General features: G+C 57.5%; 22 protein-coding genes. 15 read left to right on the forward strand and 7 right to left on the reverse strand.

The window, feature by feature from the left end; translation table 11 throughout:
• Positions 1–32: 32 nt before the first annotated feature.
• A complete protein-coding gene (locus tag L0U84_RS04060) occupies positions 33–2,279 on the reverse strand; it encodes a hypothetical protein (protein WP_233847948.1) in 2,247 nt (748 codons plus the stop codon).
• Between the two features lie 600 nt (positions 2,280–2,879).
• Positions 2,880–3,395, reverse strand: coding sequence for a hypothetical protein (locus L0U84_RS04065; RefSeq protein ID WP_233847949.1), 516 nt, complete (start codon positions 3,393–3,395; stop codon positions 2,880–2,882).
• A gap of 92 nt (positions 3,396–3,487) precedes the next feature.
• Here L0U84_RS04065 and L0U84_RS04070 point away from each other — a divergent pair, with 92 nt between their 5' ends.
• From L0U84_RS04070 to arsC, 3 genes are all read left to right on the forward strand, one after another.
• Positions 3,488–3,859: a hypothetical protein gene (locus L0U84_RS04070; RefSeq protein ID WP_233847950.1), complete on the forward strand. Its 372-nt coding sequence runs from the start codon at positions 3,488–3,490 to the stop codon at positions 3,857–3,859.
• Positions 3,860–4,153: 294 nt separating this feature from the next.
• Complete coding sequence (locus tag L0U84_RS04075) at positions 4,154–5,236, forward strand: ArsO family NAD(P)H-dependent flavin-containing monooxygenase (protein WP_233847951.1); 1,083 nt, start codon at positions 4,154–4,156, stop codon at positions 5,234–5,236.
• The gene (gene arsC, locus L0U84_RS04080; RefSeq protein ID WP_233847952.1) at positions 5,233–5,661 is read left to right on the forward strand and encodes an arsenate reductase (glutaredoxin); all 429 of its coding nucleotides are present in this window, start codon (positions 5,233–5,235) and stop codon (positions 5,659–5,661) included. Before L0U84_RS04075 ends, arsC begins: the two co-directional genes overlap by 4 nt.
• Positions 5,662–5,679: 18 nt before the next feature.
• Here arsC and L0U84_RS04085 read toward each other — a convergent pair whose 3' ends face one another.
• From L0U84_RS04085 to L0U84_RS04095, 3 genes are all read right to left on the reverse strand, one after another.
• A complete protein-coding gene (locus tag L0U84_RS04085; RefSeq protein ID WP_233847954.1) occupies positions 5,680–6,009 on the reverse strand; it encodes a c-type cytochrome in 330 nt (109 codons plus the stop codon).
• A 65-nt stretch (positions 6,010–6,074) separates the two neighbouring features.
• The gene (locus L0U84_RS04090; protein ID WP_233847956.1) at positions 6,075–8,552 is read right to left on the reverse strand and encodes an arsenate reductase (azurin) large subunit; all 2,478 of its coding nucleotides are present in this window, start codon (positions 8,550–8,552) and stop codon (positions 6,075–6,077) included.
• Positions 8,553–8,563: 11 nt separating this feature from the next.
• On the reverse strand, positions 8,564–9,088 hold the full coding sequence (locus L0U84_RS04095) for an arsenate reductase (azurin) small subunit (protein WP_233847958.1): 525 nt from the start codon (positions 9,086–9,088) through the stop codon (positions 8,564–8,566).
• 166 nt (positions 9,089–9,254) lie between these two features.
• On the opposite strand from L0U84_RS04095, the gene L0U84_RS04100 reads away from it, so the two are divergent.
• From L0U84_RS04100 to L0U84_RS04125, 6 genes are all read left to right on the forward strand, one after another.
• Positions 9,255–10,145 carry a substrate-binding domain-containing protein gene (locus tag L0U84_RS04100; RefSeq protein WP_233847959.1) on the forward strand — a complete coding sequence of 297 codons (891 nt, stop codon included), beginning with the start codon at positions 9,255–9,257 and terminating at the stop codon, positions 10,143–10,145.
• 7 nt (positions 10,146–10,152) lie between these two features.
• On the forward strand, positions 10,153–11,616 hold the full coding sequence (locus L0U84_RS04105; protein ID WP_233847963.1) for a sensor histidine kinase: 1,464 nt from the start codon (positions 10,153–10,155) through the stop codon (positions 11,614–11,616).
• Positions 11,613–12,974, forward strand: a complete 1,362-nt coding sequence (locus tag L0U84_RS04110; protein WP_233847965.1) for a sigma-54-dependent transcriptional regulator — start codon at positions 11,613–11,615, stop codon at positions 12,972–12,974. Before L0U84_RS04105 ends, L0U84_RS04110 begins: the two co-directional genes overlap by 4 nt.
• A gap of 119 nt (positions 12,975–13,093) precedes the next feature.
• Positions 13,094–13,309: a GDCCVxC domain-containing (seleno)protein gene (locus L0U84_RS04115; RefSeq protein WP_233847966.1), complete on the forward strand. Its 216-nt coding sequence runs from the start codon at positions 13,094–13,096 to the stop codon at positions 13,307–13,309.
• 104 nt (positions 13,310–13,413) lie between these two features.
• Positions 13,414–13,959 (forward strand): chromate transporter, encoded by a 546-nt coding sequence (locus L0U84_RS04120; protein WP_233847967.1) that lies wholly within the window; start codon positions 13,414–13,416, stop codon positions 13,957–13,959.
• Positions 13,956–14,489: a chromate transporter gene (locus L0U84_RS04125; RefSeq protein WP_233847968.1), complete on the forward strand. Its 534-nt coding sequence runs from the start codon at positions 13,956–13,958 to the stop codon at positions 14,487–14,489. Before L0U84_RS04120 ends, L0U84_RS04125 begins: the two co-directional genes overlap by 4 nt.
• Positions 14,490–14,567: 78 nt before the next feature.
• Here the strand turns inward: L0U84_RS04125 and arsB are convergent, their stop codons facing one another.
• Together arsB and L0U84_RS04135 are read right to left on the reverse strand one after the other, a co-directional pair.
• Complete coding sequence (gene arsB / locus L0U84_RS04130) at positions 14,568–15,641, reverse strand: ACR3 family arsenite efflux transporter (RefSeq protein ID WP_233847969.1); 1,074 nt, start codon at positions 15,639–15,641, stop codon at positions 14,568–14,570.
• A 2-nt stretch (positions 15,642–15,643) separates the two neighbouring features.
• Positions 15,644–16,159 (reverse strand): arsenate reductase ArsC, encoded by a 516-nt coding sequence (locus tag L0U84_RS04135; protein WP_233847971.1) that lies wholly within the window; start codon positions 16,157–16,159, stop codon positions 15,644–15,646.
• A gap of 246 nt (positions 16,160–16,405) precedes the next feature.
• On the opposite strand from L0U84_RS04135, the gene pstS reads away from it, so the two are divergent.
• From pstS to phoB, 6 genes are read left to right on the forward strand one after another with little or no spacing between them, the layout of a single operon-like run.
• Positions 16,406–17,425 carry a phosphate ABC transporter substrate-binding protein PstS gene (gene pstS, locus L0U84_RS04140; RefSeq protein ID WP_442793972.1) on the forward strand — a complete coding sequence of 340 codons (1,020 nt, stop codon included), beginning with the start codon at positions 16,406–16,408 and terminating at the stop codon, positions 17,423–17,425.
• 60 nt (positions 17,426–17,485) lie between these two features.
• The gene (gene pstC, locus L0U84_RS04145; RefSeq protein WP_233847981.1) at positions 17,486–18,514 is read left to right on the forward strand and encodes a phosphate ABC transporter permease subunit PstC; all 1,029 of its coding nucleotides are present in this window, start codon (positions 17,486–17,488) and stop codon (positions 18,512–18,514) included.
• Positions 18,514–19,371, forward strand: a complete 858-nt coding sequence (pstA, locus tag L0U84_RS04150; RefSeq protein WP_233847983.1) for a phosphate ABC transporter permease PstA — start codon at positions 18,514–18,516, stop codon at positions 19,369–19,371. Before pstC ends, pstA begins: the two co-directional genes overlap by 1 nt.
• Positions 19,358–20,146, forward strand: coding sequence for a phosphate ABC transporter ATP-binding protein PstB (gene pstB, locus L0U84_RS04155; protein ID WP_233847984.1), 789 nt, complete (start codon positions 19,358–19,360; stop codon positions 20,144–20,146). The genes pstA and pstB overlap by 14 nt, the downstream gene beginning before the upstream one ends.
• 8 nt (positions 20,147–20,154) lie before the next feature.
• A complete protein-coding gene (phoU, locus tag L0U84_RS04160) occupies positions 20,155–20,877 on the forward strand; it encodes a phosphate signaling complex protein PhoU (RefSeq protein ID WP_233847986.1) in 723 nt (240 codons plus the stop codon).
• Entirely contained in the window at positions 20,878–21,606 is a 729-nt protein-coding gene (gene phoB / locus L0U84_RS04165) for a phosphate regulon transcriptional regulator PhoB (protein ID WP_233847994.1), read from the forward strand.
• Positions 21,607–21,713 lie beyond the last annotated feature (107 nt).

A 21,713-nucleotide genomic window follows, 5' to 3' on the forward strand; every position in this document is an offset into this window, starting at 1 on the left:
TGGCGCGACCATCATAGGATAGCGCCCATGACCTACCAAGCGGTGGTGGAGCTCATTCGAGCCTTTGCGGCCTTGAAACGGGGAATCATCCTTCTCTGAAACTCGACTTCCGATTCGATTCCAAACCACTTTCGTACATCGTCGCGACTCCACCTCAACGGTTGTCGACCAAGAGGGCGAGCGAGCGGTGGTACCCGCCGTTGTCGACGATACACATCGTTCTTGACGTTTCTCACGGGACGTCGAAGCCACGTGGCCAATTCGTCTAAATCGAAGTATTGGGACGCTACTCGTGCGGACTTTCGGCGTGGTAGTTGCGTAGGTTTGGCTCGTCGAGAGCCGCGAACGGAGGGTATCCTGAGTTCCGCCCTAGGTAACGTAGAATCCACGGCGAAGGTAAGCTTGACCATGTCCAACGCGAATGTGTTGAATGTCAACGACGACTGCCCAATCTTGTAGCTGCGTCGGACCGGAGCCATCAATCTCAACAATTGCACAGCAAACGAGTCCACCGAAAGGTAATCGTCTAGGTCTGCCTTGCTCGTGCGTCGAAAACGTCGGGTGCGGTACACGTGACCGCCGACGCTCACAGTACCGCTTTCGAGCATCCTTACAGCTTCGCGCACAGACCGAACAGGATGGTGACCGACGGTCCATCCGTTGAACATTCGGTTACCCATCATCACGCAAGTCGCAATGCGTAGGTTGGGCGGACATGTCCATCCCAATCTCTGAAACAATTGAGTTCGCTTTTCAGTATCCTCGAATGCTGCTATCGCACGGTCAAGTTGGCCCGCTGCTTCTTGCGTATAGTTCAGGGACCGCCGGAGTTCATGCACCCCCGTTGGATGAAGCGGGTTTTTGCATTCAAATATATAAAGCGTATCCCCTTTCATTGCAAGCACGTCAATGTCTAACACGCGGCCATGATATTTTGTTTGCAATGGAGCGCAAGTTTTGAAACCTGCTGCGGAGAGGGCGTCCCCCAACATGACCTGCACGGGGTCTTTGTCATTGGGCCATGCGATTCGAGATTCCGTACTTTGGAGAAGATTGCGGAAGACGTTGGAGAATCCGAGTATGTTCATCGGAACTACGTAGCGACCATCTACTTCAAGAATGGGGCGATACTGGATGTCGAAGAAGCCTCGGCTTTCACGTGAATGAGAGAGAGCGTCAATTACCTCGTCTACATGTTCAGGAAGAACGGACATGGAGAAAAATTTCCTGAGCTCCTCCCGCTTGAAAACCGGAATTCTGCTTCTCATCGCTATGGGCTCGTCTGGTGAATGCAAATCACGCAACTCACGCCAAAAAATCTTGCGAACAAAATCGACGTATCGTTGTGCTTGTCTCGCTTCCTCTACAGGCAATCCACTTTTCAAACGCAATGCAAGAAGTTCATCTGGCGCGCAGAAGAGGTTGTAGGCGGTCACATCAACATGGACCGCATCTTCCCGGAACCGGAGTTCTCGAAACTGTGTTGTTCCAGCAGCTGAACCCGGAAGCGAAAGAGCGTACCGGGGAATTGGATGGGTAAGGAGGCGAAGGCAGTGTAGACCGCTTCGCGTTACGAGAGAGTCGACGGCCTCAGCGTAGGTGGGTATATCCGCGTGAATCAGGCCGCTTTGGTGCGCGACCAGATTGCTTGCGTTTTGATACTGGATATAGCCAAACCGGATGCTTCGTTCCAGCAACTCGTCGGCGGCCTGAACAGTGACTCCGCCGCCTTTGGACGTTGCGCGATATTGATAGGCGTCGATGAGTGTTTCCGCCTCACCAATCTGTCGCAGCAGCATCGCGTCTTCGAGTACATTCCGATACTCGCCTGATGCGATGCCTTTCTCGTCAATAAGACTGAAGTAGTATGGTTCTATCCTTACAGTGTCGAAATACAAATGAGTGAGAAGCGATAATCCTTCTCCGAGTTCTTCAATGCTGTGCTCAACCGACGTAGGGTCTCGACCATTTGTCTCCGACTTCTGGAACATGAAGTCCAACTCGGCGTACGCACTCTTGAGCGCTACGGACTTCTTCTTGTGGAGCATGGACTCCAGCTTTCGTTTGACCCGCATTGCGTCTTTCGATAGCGTGGTGAGCGCCACGACCGACTGAAGATATTCGAGGGTCCCAACGGTCAGTTTCTTTCCGACACGCTCCATCACTCTGGTTAGAACTCTCCGCAATAGGTCACCTTCGTACTGGTACCTGCTTATGCGGAAGTGCCCCTTACCCTTGATTTTATCTATGAAGGTTTTCTCGGCGAGTTGGAATGCCAAGCAAAGTACGTCCTCAGCGCGCCTCGCATTGCGTGATTTGAGGGAGCTGTCGATTGCGGTAGCGAACCAGACGAAGTCGTCAGAAGCAGGCGCGCGCAACGTAGACAATTCCAATTGGATTGCGTCATCCGTCCAAGGTCTCGTTCCAAGTCGCGTGGCCGCCTCTTCAATCCCCGACGATGCAACGCGTTCTTGTGTCATTGATTTCATAGGATCGAGCGGGAGATGGATTTGCTACAGGCGCACCCGAGTCACTCACACTGCTTCTTCCCTTGCAGCGGCAGTACGCGCTGGAGGGGCACGCGCTCAGCGGCTTTTGAGTTCTTCGTTTTCACGAAGGGCTTCCTCTAACAGCACTCCCGCGTGTGCCCAATCGGTTTCAGCTGTGCGATGTGTGCCTCGCCGAATGTGGCCCGACCGCGAGGTGCTTCCGTGGCATTGATAGGGGGTTGATGGTGGGGCGCCCGAACCGATTCACGAAGCGGAGGATATGCGTCCGTGCCAGACGATGCACTCTTCGAGCAGGTTCCTTCATTGGCACCGTTTATCATTATGCCCCATTTAAGACGCTGGATTTTGCGTCATAGCTCGGAGTCGTCGTCACCGCCGTTCCCACTTGATGGGCCCTATTCTCTGTATCTCATGCATCAGGCGACGCCTTAGGCGCCCCAAGGACTTGCGTGCTTCCTCTAACGTTGCGTGGTCCTTCTGAAGGTGCCAATAGCCCTCGGCGGCAATCGCCTCAAGTTCGGAAATGGCGTACCGTCCCGTCTGCACCTCAAGCGCGAGCCTACCAATGTCATCCCGCGGATGCCGATTCCAGATGCGCCGCAGTTCGTCGTCGAGCGGCGTAACGAACGGCGGCAGGCCGTACCTGCATCGCTCGGCGCGGACCCGGCGGTCACGATGCCACGGCAGGTCGGCAGCCGGCGGGTCCACGGCCGGGCCGGCCGAGTGCATCCGGTCTCGCTTCGTATGCTCGAGCCGGTAGACGCACATATCGTAGGCATACCAGTCGGACCGGGCTTCCTCATCGGTAAGCCAAATCGGCGTGGGCACAAACCGAGCTTTGGCCTCATCCCAGACTGCCCACTTGTATTCCCAAACTGGCTCCATGACCTGACAAAAACACTGTATGAATGTACAGTATATCCAGGAACAAAGGTGGACGGGATAGATGTTTTTGCTACGAGGGAGGAAGCCGGGAGATGAAGGGGCTGGATGACGAAACAAGAGCTGAGCTGCTCACGTTCCTCGTGGTTGGGCAGCTCTTCGCATTTGCTCGTAGCGGCGAATGGCTGCGTACTGACCATCTCATCACGTCGTCTCAGATGTGGCTAAGCTCCAACGGCGCCGAATGCGACTGGCTTGAGCGCGCGCAGCTCATCGCAGCTTGTCGCGAGCTTTCGGTATTGGCGCTGGACCTGCCATTTCCACAGCTTGAAGCCGAGCTCGTGCAGCTGTTCAATCTGAACAACGGCTGGTTTCTGGATTATCGAAAGGCCGTCGTGCAGCAGATTCATGCACTCAGCGTTGCTCATCTCGGAACACTGAGAGACCACGCGTCGGATTCCAGCTGAGCTCGAGGGGTGGCGTTCGAAGGAAATCGTTGGGCTGTGGATGAGTCCAAATTTGCAATTCCAATGGAGTAGAGGTTCGTCCGCGGCGCGGCGGCTAAAGGAAGCGCTTGGGCCCTGCGGGGCCCAGCTCCGGCGCACGCTCTATGAACACCGAGAGGCGCGCAGTTGGAGGGCCAATGCGACCGACAATTCTCGACGAGACGGGAGTCATAACACTCCGCGCTCCCACGATGAGCACGACATTTCCGGTATTATCGAAGTGTTGCTTAATCCCCGGTCTCTTCCCAACGAAAAATGCCAACGACCCTCACAAGCGATGTTTGCATTATCGGTGGTGGCCAGTCGGCGCTGGCCGTTGCTTATTTCCTGCGCCGCGCCTCCATCGATTACGTCGTACTGGACGCACAGTCGGCGCCGGGCGGCGCGTGGCAGCATACCTGGGACTCGTTGCGCCTTTTCTCGCCGGCACAGTGGAGTTCGCTTCCCGGCTGGTTGATGCCACCAGACACGGAAGAATACCCATCACGTGAGCACGTAGTCCGCTACCTCGCGGAGTACGAGCGTCGATACCAGGTTCCTGTGCATCGCCCCGTCCGCGTTTCCTCGGTCAAGCGCTCAGATGCCGGACTTTTGGTTGAAAGCAGTCAAGGCGCTTGGCAGGCCCAAGCGGTCGTCAGCGCGACTGGCTCGTGGCAGAAGCCCTACATTCCTGAGTACCCGGGGCAGAGCCTCTTTCGCGGCAAGCAGATTCATTCCGCAAGCTATCGGAACGCCGACGGCCTGCGTGGGAAGAACGTGCTCGTCGTCGGCGGTGGCAACTCAGGCGCACAGATATTGGCCGAGGTGTCGCTGGTCTGTAACGCGACATGGGTTACCCTGGAAGAACCGCTGTTCCTGCCGGATGAAGTCGACGGCCGTGTTCTCTTCGAACGGGCGACGGCCAGATGGAAAGCGCGCAGCGAGGGAAAACCAGACCCCGCGCCTGTCGGCGGCCTTGGTGATGTCGTCATGGTACAGAGCGTCAAGGAGGCACGAGCCCGAGGCGTGCTCCACACCGTGCGTCCCTTTACGCGCTTCGAGCCTGACGGAGTCGTGTGGCCGGACGGGACGTTTTCACCCGTTGACGTCGTCATCTGGTGCACCGGATTTCGTCCTGCCCTCGACCACCTCGATGCACTCGGCGTGCGCGAGACCAATGGTCTGGTGGCAACCGACGGCACCCGGGCAACGCAGGAGCCGCGCCTCTGGCTGGTCGGGTACGGAGAGTGGACCGGCTTTGCTTCGGCGACGCTCATTGGCGTCATGCGGAGTGCGCGCGACACAGCCAATCAGATTGCGGAATATCTCAACTCAATTCGAGAACGGAGTAGCTCATGAACGTAACCATCTACCACAACCCCGATTGCGGGACATCGCGCAATACGCTGGCGATGATTCGAAACGCAGGCATCGAACCCACCATCATCGAATACCTCAAGAATCCACCGTCACGCGACGAACTCGCTGAGCTGATTCAGAAGTCGGGACTGTCGGTGCGTGAAGTCGTGCGGCAGAAGGGAACGCCATACGCGGAACTCGGACTGGACGCCCCGAGTGTTACGGACGACCAGTTGCTCGACGCCATGATGGAACATCCTATCCTCATTAATCGACCTCTCGTCGTGACGCCGCTAGGTGTGCGACTGTGCCGTCCGTCAGAAGTGGTGCTCGATATTCTTCCGGCACAGCAGAAAGGGGCGTTCACGAAGGAGGACGGTGAGGTCGTCGTCGACAGCGAAGGCAAACGCGTCAGCAAGTCCTGATTTCCGTTCCGGCTGCACCTATTGCGTGGGTGCACCAGCGAGGACCCACGCTAGCACGACTTGCAGGTCTGCATCGCTGATGCCAGGATTGGGCGGCATGGCAACAGGTCCCCATGCACCGGCCCCGCCGCCTTTCACCTTTTTCATGAGAGCCGCCATCGCATCGGCGTCGCCTTTGTATTTGTGGGCGACGTCGCGATACGCTGGTCCGACCACCTTGTGGTCGACCGCGTGGCAACTGAGACACATGTGCTGGCCTGCGATAGCCTGCGCCTTTGCGGCGTCTATGCCTGCGAAGGCCGGAACGGCTGAAGACAGCGCAAGACAGGCGAATAACAAGCGCTTCATTGAGATTTCCCTTGGGTGGGCGGATAAAAAAACCGCCCGTGAATAACGGGCGGCTCAAGGAGGAGTTAAACGAATCGGCGGCTCTTGAAGCTTACGGTCCGCGTGTAGTCTTCCATGCTGCCGACCCTGCGCACATTGGCCCAGGTCCCCTTGTAGTAAGGGATGATGTTGCGGTCGGTCCAGTCAGTCGTGACGTCCCCCTGGATACCGTTGAAGTATCCGAAATTCATGAACGTCTGGTTCTGCTTGATTTCCTTCGCCGGATACGCCATGGCGTACGTTGACCCGAAATCGTTGTAGACCTCAACGATGTCTCCGGGTGTTATCCCAAGCTCCTTCGCATCGTCGGGGTTTATCTCGAGATACGCCATGGGATAGCGCCCACGGACGAACTCGTTGTACTGGTCGTGATAGGCCGTTTGCCAGATTTCATTGTTCCGGCCATTGTTTATCCAGAAGCGGTACTTGTCCTTCTGCTGCGCAACGGTCTTCGGAAGACCATTCCAGGCCGCAGGCTTGAACTGCGCCTTCCCGTCTGGTGTATCAAACTTCGAGTCGGTGTAAAGCATTTCGGTGCCTACGAGCTTGCCATCCGTATATGACTGCACCGGAAGCTGGACGCCGTTGTTGCCCGCCACGCGCAGACGCTCGTACGTAGCGAGGTTACCTGTCGGACCGCCCTGGCTGTCTATCTTGGGGACGCCCGGCTGACCCACCTGCCTGAACCCGTCGTTAAAGGCGTCTTCTTCCGTTTTCCAGTCGAAGCCGTCGAAGCGCGCTGCCATCTTCGAATTGCCTTCTTTCTGATACATGGCCTTCAACGCGTTGGCCATGCGCGCTGCAATCAGCGCGTCGGGCATAGCACTACCCGGTGGGTCCATGAACTTCTGCGACAGACGCATCCGACGCTCACCATTCATCGAGGTCAGATTGGTTTCACCGGGGTGCGCACCGGGCAGCATGAGGTGCGCAGCTTCAGCCAATTTTGTTGGATACAGGTTGACCGAGGCTACAAACAGACCACCATTGCTCGTCGCATCGAAGATGGCATCGACCAATTGTTCGTCGTTCGCGCCCCTCGCTTTCTGCATCGCTTCCTTCACGATTTGCGAGCGCTTCAGCACCGCTTCGCGTAACGCTTCCGCATTGTTGCTCGTCTGGAAGTTGTTGCAGGCCCACCAGGTCATGACACGACCCTTGCCATGAATGAGTTCCTGGTCGATGTAAATCTTCGTGTTGCCCGGATAAGGTGGTCTTGTGTAACCTTCCTGGTGGCCGCCCATGCGAACCACGCCAGTTCCGCGACGCCCAACGTTGTGCGTCGCGAGTACAAGGTCTACGAGCGCGGACTGAATCAGGTAATTGTCGTTGCCCCAGATGATGCCTTTCTCGTAGGCGTGCATGGTTCGGGGTGACTGCCCGGACGCCTTGGGTTTGTAAGCCCATTCCGCTGCGGTGCGCAGCTTCTCGACGGTGACTCCGGTCACCTTGCTCGTCTCCTCGAGCGTCATGTGATTCGTTTTCACCGCGTCGTCGAAGCCGTTCGTGTGCTGGCTGATGAAGTCGCGGTCAATCCAGCCTTGCGAAACGACGTATGTGAAAAGACCATCGAAGAGCGCGACATCGGTGCCCGGCTGGATATCAAGATGGAGAACGTTGCCAGCACTCGCGACCTGCTCGGCAACTGCGATAGTCGGTGTCCGGCGCGGGTCGACGAAAATGATTCTCGTGACGGGCGTGGCTTCTCCGGGGAAGTGCTGCTTCTTCTTGTTGCTGGTTGCTCCCTGGAGGTTGGGGACCCAGTGATTCAGGAAGTAGTTTGTCTGCGTCTCATATGCATTGTTGCCAATTGCCATGATGACGTCGGCCAGCTCCGCGTCTTCATACGAATTGTTCAATTCGCCGATGCCCATCTCGCGCGTGGCGTGGCACTCGGAGTTATAGGCAGGCCGATTGTGGATGCGCACCATCGGTGTCTGCAAAGCGGTGAACATCAGCTTTCCGGTCGCCCACGTATTTTCGAATCCGCCACCGGCACCGCCGTGGTCGAATGCAGAAAATACGATACCGTTCGGACCATCCTTGTCGAGTGTGCGCTTGAGCAGTCCCGCGTAAATCCTCATTGCGCGGTCCCAGTCCGTATCGACCCATTGGTCACCCACATACAGGCGAGGATTGAGGAGACGTTCGCGCGTTACGCCATTCGCGTTGTACATGTACATGGCCATCTTTCCGCCACGCGTTGAACTCAGTCCGCTGTTCACGACGCACTGCTTGTCCGGAACAATCATGATGTTGTGGCGCGTGCCATCCGCGTCAGTCACCACGTTTGTCATCGCGGGCGTCAGCGTCACCGCAAGTGGCGGGAGCTGTTTGCGGTAATCGAGTCCCAGCGCATTCTCATTGGGTGCACGGCCACCCTCGGTTCCCTCCGGCCATTTGAACACGTGGTATCCACATCCTACGATGCAGAAGTGGCAGGTCATGTTTGTGCGTTGCGCGCCAACGGGCGGCAGCGTGATACGGTCGCCTTTGTTGTCCATGGTCTCCTCCGTTACAGCACGTTTGCCTGACGGCCGTACAACATGCCTTCAATGCCCGTGGCCGTGATACGGCCGGTCTTTTCGTCATAGGAAAGCAGGATGCGGGGCAGGTTTTCAGTCGCCTGTCCCGCAATCATTTGGCCGCCTTTTTCGGCGTCGAACATGCTGTAGTGGCACCCGCACTTGAATATGTTCGTACCAGCATCAAACGCGACCGGACACCCCATGTGCGTGCACATCATGCTGAAGGCGACGATGTCGCGGTTCGGTCCAACGCCGCCGGGTGCAGCTGTCCCAAGCTTGACTGCCACACACGGCGAGGCTGCGTCGGGATAACTAAATTGCAGTGGCGCGCCTTGTGTGAGCTGTCCGGCGACAGCGACGGCTTTTCGCGGATAAGGCAAAACCGTGTGACTCGTGTCAGGCGTTGCGGTGGGAGCGGCAGAAACGGGATGAGAAATCGCAGCAGCCGTTGCCGCTACGCTTCCTCCGCTCAGCTTGAGGAACGTGCGGCGGGATATGGTGTTGTTGGACATGCCAGCTCCTTTAAGCCTGTTTGGGCGGTTGGTTCTATCGGAGCGGCAAAGGCAACCTCCATGCCATAGGGGGTATAACCCCGCGTGGCGCGGCACAGAATGATTCGACTACACTGGAGATGTAGTTATAAGTTCCGGGTTGGTAACGGACAGAGGGGACCAGACAATGTCGGGGTTACCGTTTAGTAACACGCGACGAACACTTGTTCACGCGGTCGGCGCAGGGTTGGCGCTCGCCACGTGCGCTTCGGCGCGCCATGCGCTTGCTGTACCGCAGCAAAAGTTGCTATTCGGAACGACGGCCGTCTTTCTCGACAATCAAGTCCGACTTCTGTCGAAGTGGCGTGCGTATCTCGAATCACGCCTTGAACAGGAAGTGCATTTCGTCCAGCGAGGAAGCTACGGGGAAATCACGGAGTTACTGCTCGCGGACCAGATAGATATCGCCTGGGTTTGTGGCTATCCGTACGTCACTCACGCTGACCGGATGAAACTGCTTGCCGTGCCGCAGTACGAGGGTAAGCCGCTTTATCAGTCGTATCTCATCGTTCCGAAATCTGACGAAGGGGTCACGACTATCACTGAGTTGAAGGGGCAGGTATTCGCATACAGCGACCCGCAATCTAACTCAGGCTATCTTGTGCCACGCACGGAACTCATACGAAACGGCATCGACCCGAGGCGATTTTTCAGCAAGGCTTTCTTCACATTCGCACACAGGAAGGTAGTCGAGGCGGTTTCCTCGGGGCTCGCATCTGCAGGCGAAATCGATGGCTACGTTTACGACACGATGGTGAAGCAGCTACCGGATTCGGTGTCGAACGTGAAGGTAGCCTGGAAATCACCACAGTACGGATTTCCGCCGCTTGTGGCGCGCAAGAGTATCTCAATCGAGACATTTGCTCGCGCTCAGCTTTGCCTTCTATCCATGACTGAGGATGAAGATGGACGGGAGTTGCTTCACTATCTAAATCTCGACCGGTTCGTCATTGGCGATGACCACCTGTTCGATGGCATTCGGGGCCTCGTCAGAATCTCCGATACGATGCCCACGTGAGACGAAGATGCTGGAAAACGTCAGCTACCGCTACAAGATTCCCCTCGCGCTCACGCTGGCAATCCTTCTGACTGAGTGCGTGGTCACTGCCGTACTTCTTGGTCTCGCGCTTGCTGACGCGAGGCGAAACGTTGTAGACGGAGCGAGGAGTCTCACAAACGCTACGGCGATTGCTGTTCGCGAATCCATTGTTCGTGATGACCTCTTTCGAGTCTTCGAATTTATCCGCACGCCGGTCGCAGCCAAGCAGCCTGATGACCCACTTAAGGCCGTTATCGTATTCGACGCGAATGGGCAGGTCTACGCGGCAAGCAACCCCCATCGCTACGCGACGTTGACCCGTGCTGCGACCATGGGTCACCCAATTGCCATGGCGGTCGCTTCGACGAAGGCGAAGCCGCTAGATTTCTACTTTCGGTACCCCGGCGTCTTCAGTAGTGAGGACATCGTGGGGGCGCAGGCAGTTCTGGCCGAGGACGACAGCCCACTTGGTTTCGTCGTGGTGACCTACGACACAGGCACACTGCGCACCGGGCTCGCCACTTTATTCGTCCGCATGGTTGCGCTCAACGTGGTTGGCTTCCTCCTGATACTTCCGCTGAGCTGGCTCTGGGGAGCACGGATAGCCCGGCCACTACACCGGCTTGCGATAGCGCTTGGACGTGTTCATACGACCGAGCCTGAGATTCTCAAGAGCGAGGTTCACGCTCGTGGGAAAGACGAAATCGGCCGCCTGTCATCAAGCTTCAGGGACATGCTGGACGAGCTTGCTGAGAAGCGTGAACTTGAGCGCGAAATGGTTGTATCGGAGCGCCTTGCAGCAGTGGGGCGCGTCGCCGCCGGCATCGCTCACGAAATCAACAACCCGCTCGGCGGATTGATAAATGCGGTCGACACTCTGGTCACGCACGGTCAGCCTGATGGACTCACGCAACGTACGCTCGCATTGCTGGAGCGCGGCCTTGCCCAGATTCGTGCAACTGTTGGGGCGCTCCTGTTTGAAGCTCGACTTGACTCGCCGCAAACCGCGCCATCCGACTGGGACGACTTGAGACTTCTCGTACAACCGCAGGTCATAGCCAAACGGGTCACCTTCGAGTGGGACGTTCCCACCGAGCGTATTAATCTTCCATCGCATCTGGTTCGCCAACTCGTCCTCAATCTGCTTCTCAACGCAATGAAGGCAGTCGCGCAGGATGGCCGCGTCGCGTGTCACGCTGCCATAAATTCTCCGACGCTTCGCATCCGGGTGCTGAACACGGGAGAGCAGATACCCGAAGAGATGGTTGCCCATCTCTTCGAGCCATACTGGCCAAACCAGAATCCGCGTGGCGTGCGCTCATATGGAATTGGATTGTGGGTGAGCTACCAGATAGTCACACAGCTTGGCGGAACGATAAGCGTGTCAAGTGAGGCAACGGAGACGACCTTCGAGGTCGCCTTGCCATTGCCCGGCGGAGACGAACCATGAGCGACCCGAGAATCTGTCTCGTAGAAGATGACCCAATCATGGGTGAATCCATGGTGGAACGATTCCAGCTGGAGGGATTCGGTGTCGACTGGCATACCGCAGGTATGACTGCCCTGGAAGCGATACCGAAAAACCACTACGCTGTCGTCGTAAGCGATGTCCGACTTCCTGACCTGGCCGGAGACGATTTGTATTCCCGCCTGGTGACGACGATGTCCAACGTCCCACCGTTTGTGCTTGTGACCGCGTATGCGTCGGTCGACCGCGCTGTTGAAATGCTCAAGGCGGGCGTCTCCGACTACATCACCAAGCCCTTCGATATCAGCAGTCTGATTCAGAAGATACAGACGCTTGCGGCGAACTCCATCCCTGATGAGGCGATGCCCGCTCACGGGCCGCTCGGCGTTTCGGCGACGATGCGCAAGCTCGCTGACATTGTGCCGCGCGTTGCCAAGCGTGCATCTTCCATCCTCATTAACGGCGAGTCCGGTGCTGGCAAGGAGGTGCTTGCCAAATACGTCCACGACATTGCGAGCGATGGGCACGTTGAACCGTTCGTGGCCGTGAACTGTGGAGCAATCCCCGAGACCCTGATGGAATCGGAGTTTTTTGGCTATGAAAAGGGCGCGTTCACCGGCGCTGACAGGCAAAAGAGAGGACTCTTCGAACAGGCTCACGGAGGTACATTGTTCCTCGATGAAATCGGGGATTTACCTCTGAGCATGCAGGTCAAACTGCTTCGCGTGCTGCAGGAAAAGCATGTTCGGAGAGTCGGGGGCGAGCACGTCGTCGCGTGCAACTTCCGTCTTGTCTGCGCGACCCATGTGGACATCCACAATCTTGTCGAACAGAAGCGTTTTCGCGAGGACCTTTTCTATCGTCTCAACGTGGTCACGTTGCGTGTGCCGCCGTTGCGCGAACGACCCGATGACATTCTCTGGATTGCTCGCAAGTTCCTCGCGTCGTACGCCTCGACCAACCACGAGACAGTCAAGGAGCTTCATCCCGCAACGGAGGCCGCCTTGATTGCGTTTCGCTGGCCAGGCAACGTCAGGGACTTGCGCAACCGGTTGGAGAGGGCTTGCCTGCTGGCCAGTGCGCGCGTGCTTATTCCATCCGACGTGTTCCCCGAAGCTGCGCTGTCGGAAGATGAAGCTGATGAAGTCCAGGAGGGGCCACCGCTTTCGCTCTATCTTCAACGCTGCGAGACCCTCTACATTCGTGGTGCACTGCTCGCGCATGGCGGACGGATTAGCGAAACCGCTTCAGCGTTGGGTATATCGAGGAAGAGTTTGTGGGAACGTATGCGTCGATACGAGATAGCCGGCGACGAGCTACTCGAGGTTGTGCCGAAGTAAGATGGGCCGGTGGTGTCTGCCGTCGTGCGCGGTCGTCCTCATCACGGCCGCCGTGACATGGACTGTTACGCGATGTCCAGGCAGTCCACTTCCTTATCTGCCCGACAGGAGACGAAGTGATGAGCGAGGTCATGTTGAATTCCACCATCACGTGTCCGGTATGCGGGCATAGGAAAGACGAGACGATGCCCATCGACGCCTGCGTGTGGTTTTATGAATGCGACCATTGCAAGACAGTGCTCAAGCCGAAAACTGGCGATTGTTGCGTCTATTGCTCGTACGGCACCAACAGGTGTCCACCGATGCAGCAGTCAGGCCCATGCTGCATGCGCTGAGTCTTTGGAGACAACGGGCCCCGAGTCAATCTCGTAGCAATGAAAGATGTGCGGGACGACCCACCCGCGAAGGTGTCCCGGTAATCTGGCAAGGAACCCATTGAATGACCAATGTTCGCGTAGGCCTGCTTCGCCTGGGATTGACGTTTGTTCTCTATGCGAACCTGACCTTTGGCGGCGGCAGCGCCACTGTCGCGACAATTCGCAGAGCAATTATTGAGCGGCACAGATGGCTGCCGGACGAGGACTTTTCCCACGTGTTCGCGATTGCGCGCCTGACACCCGGGACAAACTTACTGGCGTTTTGCTGTGGTATTGGTTGGCTATTGAGAGGCTGGTGGGGAGCAATCGTTACCCTGTTAGCAGCCTCTATCCCCTGCGCGGTCATAACGGCCGTCGTGATGGCAACCATTGATGTACTCGCGCGCAATGCGCTGTTCACGGCCGGGCTGAAAGGAGCAATGGCAACGGCGGTCGGCGTGACGGCCGTGACCTGCTGGACCATCGTGAAGCCGCACGTCAGTCGAGCGACGCAATGGCGCGTCCTCGTTGTTGCGGCCGCTGCACTTATGGCCCAAACGGTAGTGCCGCCATTTTATGTCCTGCTTGCAGCGGGCGCTGTGGGTTTCCTATTTCCGCGAAAGACATGAACGCTTTCATACTTTTTCTCATCCTGCTGAAAGCCACAGTAACGAGCTTCGCTGGGCTCGCCTCGATTTCAGTTGTTCGCGATGAATTGGTCGTACACAGGCACATACTGACCGACGAGCAACTCAATCAGGCCGTCGTTGTGACGCGGAGCACACCAGGGCCAGTGGGACTGTACGTCGTCGCGGTCGGGTATCAGGCTGCGGGCACTGCCGGGGCTGTCGCTGGATGGGCCGCGATGACTGCGCCTGCACTGGCCATCCTTCCCTTGCTCCTGCTATTTCGTCGATATTTGCGACACCCTCGGGTGCACTCCGCACTCCAGTGCATCGTCATCGCGAGCGCGGCTCTGCTCCTTGCAACGGTCTATCCATTCGCAAGGAGCGCGGTAACGGGTCCGGTCAGCGCAGCCGCCGCGCTCGTTACGCTTCCATTGATGATTCGATTCAAGATTGACCCAGCACTGATAATTCTGGGCACGGCTCTCATCGGAATGTCGATGTACGCGCTCAATCTGATGGCGTACCTTTAGCTCGTGATTTCGGATTGAAAAAAAAGCCGCCTTCACATGAGAAGACGGCCCCGATGTCACGACTATGCCGAGACACTATTACGTTTCGCGCTGATACCACCGCCGTGACGAGTTCACCACCTTCACCACAGCCAGCATGACCGGCACTTCGATGAGGACGCCGACGACGGTCGCAAGGGCCGCTCCGGACTTCAGACCAAACAGGCTGATTGCGGCAGCCACCGCCAGCTCGAAGAAGTTGGATGCACCAATCAGACACGAAGGCGCGGCGACGTCGTGAGACACACCCAGTTGCCGGTTCGCCAGGTAAGCGAGCGACGAATTGATGATGACCTGAATGAGGATAGGCACGGCAAGCAACACGATGACGAGAGGCTGCGCGATGATTTGCTCGCCCTGGAACGCGAACAGGAGCACCAGCGTCAGAAGCAGCGCGGTTATCGAGAACGGGCCAATCTTTGCCAATGCGCGCTGGAAGTTCAGTTCACCCTTTGCGAGCAGCATCTTGCGCAGAAGTTGCGCGATGATGACCGGGATGACGATGTAGAGCACGACGGAAGTGAGCAGCGTATCCCAAGGCACCGTGATGTTCGAGATGCCAAGCAACAGGCCAACGATAGGTGCAAATGCGAAGACCATAATCAGGTCGTTCAGCGCCACCTGCGAAAGCGTGAAGTACGGGTCCCCCTTTGTCAGCTGGCTCCATACGAACACCATCGCCGTACACGGTGCTGCTGCGAGCAGAATCAGGCCCGCGACGTAGCTGTCCAACTGGTCAGCCGGAAGCATTGCGGCGAAGGCATGGCGTATAAACAGCCACGCGAGGAAGGCCATCGTGAAGGGCTTTACCGCCCAGTTGATGACCAGCGTGACTCCAATACCTTTCAGCTGGTTACGCACCTTGCCCAGCGAGGCAAAGTCGATGCGCAACAGCATCGGGATAATCATGACCCAGATAAGGACGCCGACCGGGATGTTGACGTGGGCGAATTCGAGTCCAGACACCGAATGAACGGTACCGGGAAGCAGCTTGCCAAGGACAATACCCGCGACAATGCAGAGCGCGACCCAGACCGACAGGTATCGTTCGAAGAAACCGATTCTGCCCGCCTGGCGTTCAGCTGGCTTTCCGACGGTTTGGCTATCCGACATTGTTACTCTCCCTTCTCGCGCAGCTCTGTGCCGATACTTTGCATCTCCTGCTGAACAGCAATGCGGTCGAGCTTTTCGAATGGCAGATTGACGAAGAGTTCGATGCGCTTGCGCAGCTGGATGTATGCCTCCAGAAAAGCGTGGCGCTTCTCTTCGTCGCTACCTTCTACCCTCGAAGGGTCGGGTACGCCCCAGTGAGCCTTCGCCGGATGACCTGGCCAAATCGGGCAAACCTCCCCGGCGGCGTCGTCGCAAACCGTGAAAATGAAATCGATATGCGGTGCGCCGTCCTGCGCAAACTCGTCCCAGCTCTTGCTGCGCAGACCCTCGGTCGCTACGTGCTGGGAACGCAGCAGCTCGATTGCGTACGGATTGGGAGCCGAGCCTGGGTGGCTGCCAGCGCTATAGGCGACAAATCGGTCTCCCGCGAGCGCATTCAGTGCGCCCTCAGCGAGAATCGAGCGCGCCGAGTTATGCGTGCACAGGAAAAGGACGTTGTACTTGCGATGTTCGGTCACGAAAATTCTCCGTTCTATGGGCGTGGCCATTTTCAAATCGACATCTCCAATATAATCGAAATGTCGTAACGTCACAAGTTCAGGACCGGAATGATGCGCCCAATGCGTGGGCCGTTGGCCAGCGTCACAGAAAATTCATAATCAACGCCTTGTCACCTGTTTGTCACGAACTATACTTACTCTCCCGACAGTCGTAACGTATCTAGAGTTATCGAAATAACGTTTGCGCTATCGAGGATGACCGTGATGAACAGACTATTCGTGCGACGTTTGGCGGTTGCGTTGGCCATCGGAGGTTCCGTTGTTCTCGCCCACGCCACCGAAATCACCGGAGCGGGCTCAACATTCGTGTACCCCGTCCTGTCTAAGTGGTCTTCGGACTACAACCAGGCATCTGGCAACAAGGTCAACTACCAATCGATTGGCTCTGGCGGTGGCATCGCCCAAATCAAGGCTGCCACTGTGGACTTCGGCGCGACCGACATGCCGCTGTCCGTCGCTGAGCTCAAGAACCGGTACATGGGCCAGTTCCCGTCAGTCATTGGCGGCGTCGTTCCCGTTGTAAATATCGATGGCGTCGCACCAGGAAAACTGCGTTTCAGCGGCGCCGTGCTCGCCGATATCTATCTCGGAAAAATTACGAAGTGGAACGACCCGGCAATTGTAAAAATCAACCCTGACCTGAAGCTGCCGGACGCCAACATCACGGTGGTCCATCGTTCAGATGGGTCGGGAACTACTTTCAACTGGGTGAACTATCTCTCGAAAGTTAGCCCCGAGTGGAAAGACAAGGTCGGTGAAGGCACTTCGGTCTCCTGGCCTGTCGGTGTAGGAGGCAAGGGCAACGAAGGCGTTGCAGCTTATGTGGGCCGCCTGAAGAACTCTCTTGGCTACGTCGAGTATGCGTACGTTCTTCAGAACAAATTGACCTACGCGGCGGTGCAGAACAAGGCGGGCAACTTCATCGAACCCAGTGCGAAATCGTTCCAGGCCGCTGCTGCGACCGCCGACTGGAGCAAGGCGGAGGATTTCGACCTCGTCATGACTGACGCGAGTGGCCCCGATTCCTACCCCATCACGGCGACGACATTCATCGTGATGTACAAGCTGCCGAAGAACGCTGCCCAGTCGAAGGCGACTCTGGACTTCTTCAGGTGGGCTCTGGAGAAGGGGCAGGCACAGGCGCAGTCGCTTGACTACGTACCGTTGCCCGACCCACTGGTCAAGCAAATCGAGACTTACTGGTCGAAGAACTTCAAGTTCTGAAGTCCGGGAATTCGACGCGATACATAACTACGATTTTGTGTGGCCGGCTCAGGAGATGCGATGCCGACAACTGCCGACGAACTGGCAACGGATGTGCCGGATGCGCGCAAGGGTTCCTTGCCTGCGGCGGAGCTGACATTCAGAAGTCGCAGGCGCTGGTTGCCTGATGCGACAGCGGACCGCCTGTTCTGGTTGGCGGCCGCTGCAGCAGCGATATCTGTACTTGTTCTGCTGTCCGGGGCTGCATTGTCAATGTTGTGGGGGGGGCGGCTCGCCTTCATGACGTTCGGTTGGCATTTTCTGGTCAGCCCGGACTGGAACGCTGTCACTCACAGGTTCGGCGCACTGATTCCAATCTACGGAACGCTCGTCAGCTCGCTCCTCGCTCTCGTCATAGCGGTACCCGTCAGCTTCGGCATCGCAATGTTTCTCACCGAAATTGCGCCGCGCTGGATGAAGGCACCCGTCAGTACGGCAGTGGAATTGCTCGCAGCTATCCCGAGCATTATCTATGGCATGTGGGGCCTGTTCGTCCTCGCGCCTGTTCTCGCCGACTACGTTGAGCCGTGGCTCATCAATACGTTCGGCAACGCTCCGCTGATTGGCCGCCTGTTCTCGGGCGCACCTATTGGCCTCGGTATGCTGCCCGCCGGCCTCATTCTCGGCATCATGGTTATTCCCTTTATCACGGCTGTGACGCGGGACGTCTTCTCGGCGACGCCGCAGATACTGAAGGAGTCGGCGTTCGCGCTCGGGGCGACACGCTTGGAGGTTATGCGAAAGGTTGTCCTCCCTTATACGAGGTCAGCGGTCATAGGGGCGATTTTCCTAGGGCTCGGCCGCGCGCTGGGGGAAACGATGGCGGTCACGTTCGTACTTGGGAATTCACATGACTTCAGCGTCTCGTTGCTCGACCCGAGCAATTCCATAGCGGCAACACTTGCCAACGAATTCACCGAAGCGGACTCACCCATCTACCTTTCCTCGCTTATCGCACTGGGTTTCGTTCTGTTCGCGGTTACTTCCGTCGTGCTGGCGCTTGCAAAGCTGCTGCTATTGCGCCTCAAGCGCCTTGAGGGGGCAAAGTGATGCAGACGTTCGACATGGCGAAACTCCGCCGCCGACGGCTAGCCAACAACATCGTGTTCCTGCTCTCGGTTCTTTCGACCGCGTTTGGCCTCTTCTGGTTGTTCTGGATTCTCGGGACGACAGTCGTCAACGGGTTCGCAGCGCTGGGTCCCAGCCTGTTCACACGCATGACGCCACCAGCAGGAGAGAACGGAGGCCTCCTCAATGCGCTGTATGGAAGCTTCCTCATGATTGGCATCGCTGCGGCCATCAGCGTGCCACTGGGCCTGATGGCCGGCATCTATCTGGCTGAATACGCGCGCAGTACACGCCTGGGTAGCGTCATTCGATTCGTCACGGACATCCTGATGAGCGCGCCCTCGATTGTCATTGGCCTGTTCACCTACGAACTCATCGTCCGTCAGGTTGGGCATTTCTCTGGCTGGGCAGGTGCCGTCGCATTGGCAATCATCATGCTGCCCGTGGTCATCCGGACGACGGACGAGATGCTGCAACTCATTCCCGACAGCGTGCGCGAAGCAGCGCTGTCCCTCGGACTTCCACGTTGGAAGGTCAGCTCACGCATCCTCGTGCGGGCTGCCAGCGCAGGCATTGTCACTGGCGCGTTGCTGGCTGTCGCTCGCATCAGCGGCGAGACGGCACCACTTCTGTTCACGGCACTGAACAACCAATACTGGTCGACCACTCCGAACGGACCTCTGGCCAGCATTCCCGTCGTTATCTTCCAGTTCGCGATGAGCCCTTACCAGGCATGGCACGCACTTGCCTGGGCCGGTGCGTTCCTCCTGACCCTGTTCGTTCTCGCACTGGCCATTGTTTCCCGTACCGTTTTCAACCGCGCCCATGCCTCAAGTTGATATGCCATCCGCCAGAGCGAGCATCGCGCGTATCAGCGTGCGCGGCCTGAATTTCCACTATGGGCGTCGCCAGGCATTGTTCGACGTGAGTGTGGACTTTCCCGACCGTGAGGTGACTGCCATCATCGGCTCGTCGGGATGCGGGAAATCGACGCTGCTCCGGGTCTTGAACAGGATGTACTCCATTTACCCAGACCAGGTCGCAACGGGCACCGTTGAACTTGAGGGCAGAAACATCCTTGCGGATGACTTCAAGCTCAACGAGCTACGGCTCAAGGTCGGCATGGTGTTTCAGAAACCCACTCCGTTCTCGATGTCGATATACGACAACGTCGCGCTGGCCATTACACATCACGAAAGGCTCAGACGAAGCGAACTCGATGAGCGGGTGGAGTTTGCTCTGCGACAGGCGGCGCTGTGGGATGAGGTCAGAGACAAGCTTGACCAGAGCGCGCTCGCACTTTCCGGTGGTCAGCAACAACGTCTTTGCATCGCACGTGCTCTTGCGATTGGGCCGGAAGTGCTCCTGCTCGACGAGCCGACATCTTCCTTGGACCCGATTTCGGCTAGCAGGATTGAAGAGTTGCTCATCGAGCTTCGCAAGCACTACACCGTGGTCATCGTGACGCACAACATGCATCAGGCGGCCCGGTTGTCGGAGCACACCGCGTTTATGCATATGGGCCGAGTTGTCGAATTCGGTACAACGGAGCGGATTTTCGCAAAGCCCTCACAGAAGGCGACGGAAGACTATGTCACGGGCCGATTCGGCTAGGAGTCAACATGACGACAAAGCACCTTTCCACCCAGTTCGACGCCGACCTGGATGCTGTTTCAGACCAGCTCATGGAGATGGGTGGTCTCGTCGAACAACAGATTGTGCGCGCGATGCGCGCGTTTGCTGAACTCGATAGCACTGCAGCAGAGCAGGTCATCGAGGACGAGCATCTGGTCAACACGATGGAGATTGAGATTGACCAGGAGATTGGCAACGTCATCGCACGTCGTCAGCCCGCAGCCGGAGACCTCCGGCTACTGATGGCGACGTCCAAAACAGTCACCAACCTCGAACGCGTTGGAGACGAAGCCCGAAAAATTGCAAAGCGAGCAGTGCGCATCGTTGACGAAGATGTCACGAGGTGTATCGACGTTGCCGATATCAGGGTGGCCGGAGAACTGGCAATCGGCATTCTGCGCAGGGCACTTGATGCGTTCTCCCGCCTTGACGCGACATCGGCCGCACAGATTGTCCGCGACGATGAAGCCATTGACGAACTGTTCAGGGCGTTTGCGCGAAAGCTCATCGGCTACATGGGTGAAGACCCCCGGTGCGTCAGGGTGGGGCTTGATTGCCTCTCTATTGCGAAGGCCATCGAACGTATTGGCGACCATGCGAAGAATATCGCGGAGTTCGTCATCTACGTTGTGAGTGGTACGGACGTGCGACACGTGCCGAGAGACACGCTTTACCGCGAAGCCGAAGGCGCTGACGAACAGGAAGAGTAAATGCCAGCCAGCATTCTTATTGTCGAAGACGAGCCCTCCATCCTGGAGCTGTTGTCTGCAAATGCCCGACATGCAGGCTTCTATCCAATGGAAGCGCCCGATGTGCCTGCTGCTCGAACACTGCTGAGCGAAGTGCTACCGGACCTGATTGTGCTCGACTGGATGTTACCGGGCATAACGGGAATCGCATTTCTACGAGAGTTACGCACCGACAGCCGCACAAAAGACGTGCCCGTCATCATGGTGACCGCTCGCGCCGACGAAGACGACTCCATTAGCGGGCTCGAGGCCGGTGCGGATGACTACGTTACCAAGCCGTTTTCGCCAAAGGAGCTGATGGCGCGCGTCAAGGCCGTTCTCCGACGCCTACCGCCTGACCTCGAGAGCAGCTCGGTCACCGTCGACGGTTTGACTCTGGACCCCGCGACACGACGCGTATATACGACACGAGATGGCACCGAGCAACGGCTCCATTTGGGACCGACCGAGTTCCGCCTTCTCCACTTCTTCATGACGCGGCCGGAACGTGTTCATAGTCGCCGTCTCGTTCTTGAACAAGTGTGGGGCACTGACGTGCCCGTTGTGGAGAGAACGGTGGACGTGCACGTCAAGCGGCTTCGCGACGCGTTGAAGCCAGCCGGGTATGACACCTTCATTGAAACGGTGCGTGGAAGCGGCTACCGCCTGTCGAGGATAGCAACGGCCCGGCATTTAAAGAGTGCCGCCTAGCAAGGGCGAACTTCTCGCCGATGCGACGCACCCGGAACGCAAAGTTGACACCCGTGAAAGCGACCCGACACCACGCAGCACAACCCCGCGCCGGCTCTTCGGACCAG

The sequence above is a fragment of the Paraburkholderia sp. HD33-4 genome (assembly GCF_021390635.1).
Classification (GTDB): domain Bacteria; phylum Pseudomonadota; class Gammaproteobacteria; order Burkholderiales; family Burkholderiaceae; genus Paraburkholderia.

Coding starts and splice junctions, on each gene's coding strand:
- phoU (WP_233847986.1), top strand. CDS start 20,155: ATGACGACAAAGCACCTTTCCACCCAGTTCGACGCCGACCTGGATGCT.
- L0U84_RS04100 (WP_233847959.1), top strand. CDS start 9,255: ATGTCGGGGTTACCGTTTAGTAACACGCGACGAACACTTGTTCACGCG.
- L0U84_RS04115 (WP_233847966.1), top strand. CDS start 13,094: ATGAGCGAGGTCATGTTGAATTCCACCATCACGTGTCCGGTATGCGGG.
- pstS (WP_442793972.1), top strand. CDS start 16,406: ATGAACAGACTATTCGTGCGACGTTTGGCGGTTGCGTTGGCCATCGGA.
- phoB (WP_233847994.1), top strand. CDS start 20,878: ATGCCAGCCAGCATTCTTATTGTCGAAGACGAGCCCTCCATCCTGGAG.
- pstB (WP_233847984.1), top strand. CDS start 19,358: ATGCCTCAAGTTGATATGCCATCCGCCAGAGCGAGCATCGCGCGTATC.
- L0U84_RS04075 (WP_233847951.1), top strand. CDS start 4,154: ATGCCAACGACCCTCACAAGCGATGTTTGCATTATCGGTGGTGGCCAG.
- L0U84_RS04085 (WP_233847954.1), bottom strand. CDS start 6,009: ATGAAGCGCTTGTTATTCGCCTGTCTTGCGCTGTCTTCAGCCGTTCCG.
- pstA (WP_233847983.1), top strand. CDS start 18,514: ATGCAGACGTTCGACATGGCGAAACTCCGCCGCCGACGGCTAGCCAAC.
- L0U84_RS04120 (WP_233847967.1), top strand. CDS start 13,414: ATGACCAATGTTCGCGTAGGCCTGCTTCGCCTGGGATTGACGTTTGTT.
- L0U84_RS04065 (WP_233847949.1), bottom strand. CDS start 3,395: ATGGAGCCAGTTTGGGAATACAAGTGGGCAGTCTGGGATGAGGCCAAA.
- L0U84_RS04090 (WP_233847956.1), bottom strand. CDS start 8,552: ATGGACAACAAAGGCGACCGTATCACGCTGCCGCCCGTTGGCGCGCAA.
- L0U84_RS04105 (WP_233847963.1), top strand. CDS start 10,153: ATGCTGGAAAACGTCAGCTACCGCTACAAGATTCCCCTCGCGCTCACG.
- arsC (WP_233847952.1), top strand. CDS start 5,233: ATGAACGTAACCATCTACCACAACCCCGATTGCGGGACATCGCGCAAT.
- L0U84_RS04110 (WP_233847965.1), top strand. CDS start 11,613: ATGAGCGACCCGAGAATCTGTCTCGTAGAAGATGACCCAATCATGGGT.
- L0U84_RS04125 (WP_233847968.1), top strand. CDS start 13,956: ATGAACGCTTTCATACTTTTTCTCATCCTGCTGAAAGCCACAGTAACG.
- pstC (WP_233847981.1), top strand. CDS start 17,486: ATGCCGACAACTGCCGACGAACTGGCAACGGATGTGCCGGATGCGCGC.
- L0U84_RS04095 (WP_233847958.1), bottom strand. CDS start 9,088: ATGTCCAACAACACCATATCCCGCCGCACGTTCCTCAAGCTGAGCGGA.
- L0U84_RS04070 (WP_233847950.1), top strand. CDS start 3,488: ATGAAGGGGCTGGATGACGAAACAAGAGCTGAGCTGCTCACGTTCCTC.
- arsB (WP_233847969.1), bottom strand. CDS start 15,641: ATGTCGGATAGCCAAACCGTCGGAAAGCCAGCTGAACGCCAGGCGGGC.